Here is a 3,504-nt window from a genome sequence, read left to right on the forward strand (position 1 = left end):
GCGTGGCGGTGGGGCGAAGCACATTTCCACTGCCATCGGTATACGAGCGACCGACGCTAGGCGTGGAGGCGGGATTGACCGCGCCGCTGTGCGATTGGTAGGTGGTCGTCACGTTTCCGAAATCATCGAATTCACGAGTGACTTGATTCACGATCGATCCGCTACCGACCGCTGCTGTATTATAGCAGGTCACTGCCGAGACATTGCCGCGAACATCATAGCTCTGCTCGATGCGGCGGATTGCTCCGTCGACGCCTGCCCCAAGCGTGGTCACGCAGTCTTGCGTCTGCCGCCCCAGGGCATCGTAATCAAATTGCCTGGTTGAGCCGTTTTGATCGGTTAGGCTGGTCCGCTGCGATTGGCGGTTGTAAGTGTAAGAAACTTGGTCACTGGGTCCCGTGGAATCGGGATAGATCTCCGCTCTCAGGAGCATTGAGGATGCGATGTCGCTCTCGCTGAGTGTCGAGCCATAGACGTACTGCGTCACCTGGTTGCCAGTTGATGCGTTAATAGCTGTGAGCGCCTTGAGTTGCCCATCGGCTGTGTAGGTGAACTGAGTCGTCTGATTTAGGTCGTCCGAGTCGGCACATCCACCGCCGCTGCTGGAACTGGATGACGGCACCGTGGTGACGTAGTTGTCGATCGTCTCGGTCTGGCGTCCGGCAGCATCATAGCTGGTTCGCAGCACTTTGCCTGCTGGATCGATTGAATCACGCAGTTCTCCGGCATGGTTGTAAATTTGGCGTGAGACGAGTGTGGTGTCACTGCTGGCCGGAATCGTGGCAGAGCGAGTCAAACTTGCACCGCCGTTGGTTCCATATTCCGCCGTCGCGACCGACCGACCGAGTGCGTCAGGATAGTTTGCCGAATACTGAATCCGGGCATTGGGGGTGACGGTCGGGGAGCCAAGGGCTCCGGTCTGAGCGGCCGGTGCATTGTGGTAACGTTGGCGGGTGTCCGACTGGATACTATTTCCGGCGTCATCGTAGGTGGTTTCGGATTGTGTGAGGATTACATCTCCGGTCACCGAGGTCGCGTCGGCATAGGTGGTGTCATCTCCGAAGCCAACGTACGAGATGACGACTCGCCCGAGACTATCGTAGGACTGCTTGGTGAATTTCTTCGCGCCACCCGGCAAAGATTTGATCGGATTGCCAGCGGCATCGAACCAGTAGTTGCTGGTTCGGAAATGAGTCCTGACACGAATGGCACCTTTTCCGTTCCCGCGTTGGAGAGTCCAACGAGTTTCGAGGGGCGTGGTCAATCAATTGCTTCGGTCACATCATCCGCGCCCGTCGAGTTCGGTTGAAAACCGAAAACCGGGTCTGACCCCGGCGAAGCCTTCCCCATCGGTATGTGAGCGATCGCTCCTGCATTAGCCGAAGCTAATCGCCCCTTCACGCCGGTGCATGGAATGGTTTACTCAGCAAAGAGGCTTGGCACATTAGATTCTAGTAAGCGTTTCCCGAAAAGCAACAGCATGTCGGCTAAATTTCAATCGCCGCTTCACTCCGGCGTAGCGGCCTGTCCATTCATCAAGGAGGTTTGCCCCATTAGATTTCTTCGCCAACAAGAAAGGCGTCCTTACAGTGACCTATTGAAGTGACTTTCTGCTCTGGAGCACTCGTTATTGAGTCCTGACACCTTTCTCCTCTCCGTGTCCACCAACGAAAAACGGCAGCCTATCGGATGCCAATTTTACGTCGCCTTACTCCAGTGCATTTCGCAGCTACTCATCAATGAGATCTGAGCCATTTGATTGCTGCATTGGTTCCTCTGAGTTTTTGACAGGACGAGCTTTTTTCTGAATCCAAATTATAACGCTAGTCACCGACAACACGACCGCGATAAAGTAATTTGGCTCGTTTCTCAACCGGAACGCCTCCGGAAACAGCTCAGCTAGTACAACTAGCCAAATAGTTAAATTGCAAGCTAATTCGAAGGCACGTCTTTGAGTTCGTCCCAGCACCTCTTCTGGGTTACGACCAAGAAAAAATGCTGTCGCGTAATAAATTGAAGCCAAAGCGAAGAATATGGCCACGGGGATAGCTGGTTTAGAACCTTGCCCCAGGAACTCAGGAAATGCAGAAACTGTCGTCAATGCAATAAAAACGATCATCAAAACAAGCTTTGAGAACCTGCTGCGGGCTGATTTCAATTTGGTGCTTCCTTATTTCAATCTTGCCAATCAAAGTTTTTTTAACTCTTCTTTTCTCTTTCTATCTTCTTCCCACGCTTCCCAGGGAGTAGGGAAGTCATCTAAATCCATACGTATAAACTCATCGCAACCGTTGAACGGTGGTCGATTACATCTGGCTTCGCAAGCCCACACACAACCTTCACGACACGCAGCTGCCGCTGCTAAGATACATGCCTTGATTTTCCATGGTGCAATCAAACGAAAGCATGCTATCGACGGAGCACCGCATGCAGTTTTACAAGGCAATTCGCAAGCACTGCGACAGCCAATTTCAATCACAAATAACCCCGTGGGGTCCAGTGCGTTCACATTGAAATTTCCTCGATATAGATTTAATCCGTCCTCATACCCGATAGGATCTCTGGAGCTAAACCGGCCCAGTTGAGGGTCGTACCAGCGGTTGCGGAAGTAGTACAGGCCCGCGACTGGTGTCCACTCCCGACTGGTATACGTGTAGTGAACGCTGTAGTTGCTGCTGGATCGCGGCGTGAAGTCGGGCTCGAAGCACGACAGTTTGCCATACGGATCGTACTCGTAGCGTTCCTGCACGCTTCCTGAATCACTGACCACGGCAGTTGTGTTCCAGTTGGCATCGGCTAGGTAATACAGCCTCTCGCCTAATAGTCCGCCCGATGGCGAGATGTCGCGGTCTCGTGCTACAAGGTCGTCGATGTAACGCATCCCCCACACATATTGACGTCGCGGTGTGTTGGAGGTGTCAATACGTTCTTCCACGCACTGCCAGCTGTCGGTGAAGTAATACTCACGTGTTGCTGAGAGCGATCCAGACGTGTATTCCTTGGCGACGACACGGAAGTTGCGGCCATCGTACTGGTTCTCTAGCAGCACGTTGGAATTGGAATCGTCAACCAGCTTCGTCATCCGGTTCCAAGCGTCGAACGTCGCCGTCATTGTGGCGTTTATTCCAAGATCGGGACGCGGGTTCGTCGTTGTGTTGCCGTTCTTGTCGTACGCCGGGGTCGCTCAGATGTTGCTAGGCGTATTGCTGATGTCGGTGATCTCGTTGACTGCATTGGCGGTGCGGGTTTGGTTGAAGTCCCACGTTCCGCCGCCATTCTCGTCCTGCCGGAATTCCGACCAGTTGCCAGTCGGATCGAGTTTCCAGCACTGCGCCGCATCAAGCGTTTCAATCGCAGTGTGCGAGCCGTTCAATTCACCACGCTGAGCCGTCTGCAAGCGGTTCAGTCCATCGTAGTGGTAGAGCCAGTCATGCTCGCGGTTTGGATCGGACGGGTTCTCTCGCCACGTTCGGTTGCTTGCACGATCATAACCGTACTTTACAC

General features: G+C 53.5%; 4 protein-coding genes. All 4 read right to left on the reverse strand.

Annotated elements, in window-relative coordinates; translation table 11 throughout:
- Positions 1-1,264 (reverse strand): RHS repeat domain-containing protein (locus ABD971_RS05085; protein ID WP_345320045.1); only part of this gene is annotated, 1,264 nt, incomplete at its 3' end.
- A 465-nt stretch (positions 1,265-1,729) separates the two neighbouring features.
- Entirely contained in the window at positions 1,730-2,158 is a 429-nt protein-coding gene (locus tag ABD971_RS05090; protein WP_345320047.1) for a hypothetical protein, read from the reverse strand.
- Between the two features lie 30 nt (positions 2,159-2,188).
- Positions 2,189-3,112, reverse strand: a complete 924-nt coding sequence (locus ABD971_RS05095) for an RHS repeat domain-containing protein (protein ID WP_345320049.1) — start codon at positions 3,110-3,112, stop codon at positions 2,189-2,191.
- 72 nt (positions 3,113-3,184) lie between these two features.
- Positions 3,185-3,504: hypothetical protein (locus ABD971_RS05100; protein WP_345320051.1), on the reverse strand; the 320-nt coding region annotated here is incomplete at its 5' end.

Origin of the sequence: Novipirellula rosea (genome assembly GCF_039541335.1) — a bacterium.
In the GTDB taxonomy this organism is placed as follows: Bacteria; Planctomycetota; Planctomycetia; order Pirellulales; family Pirellulaceae; genus Novipirellula; species Novipirellula rosea.

Coding starts and splice junctions, on each gene's coding strand:
- ABD971_RS05095 (WP_345320049.1), bottom strand. CDS start 3,112: ATGACGGCGACGTTCGACGCTTGGAACCGGATGACGAAGCTGGTTGAC.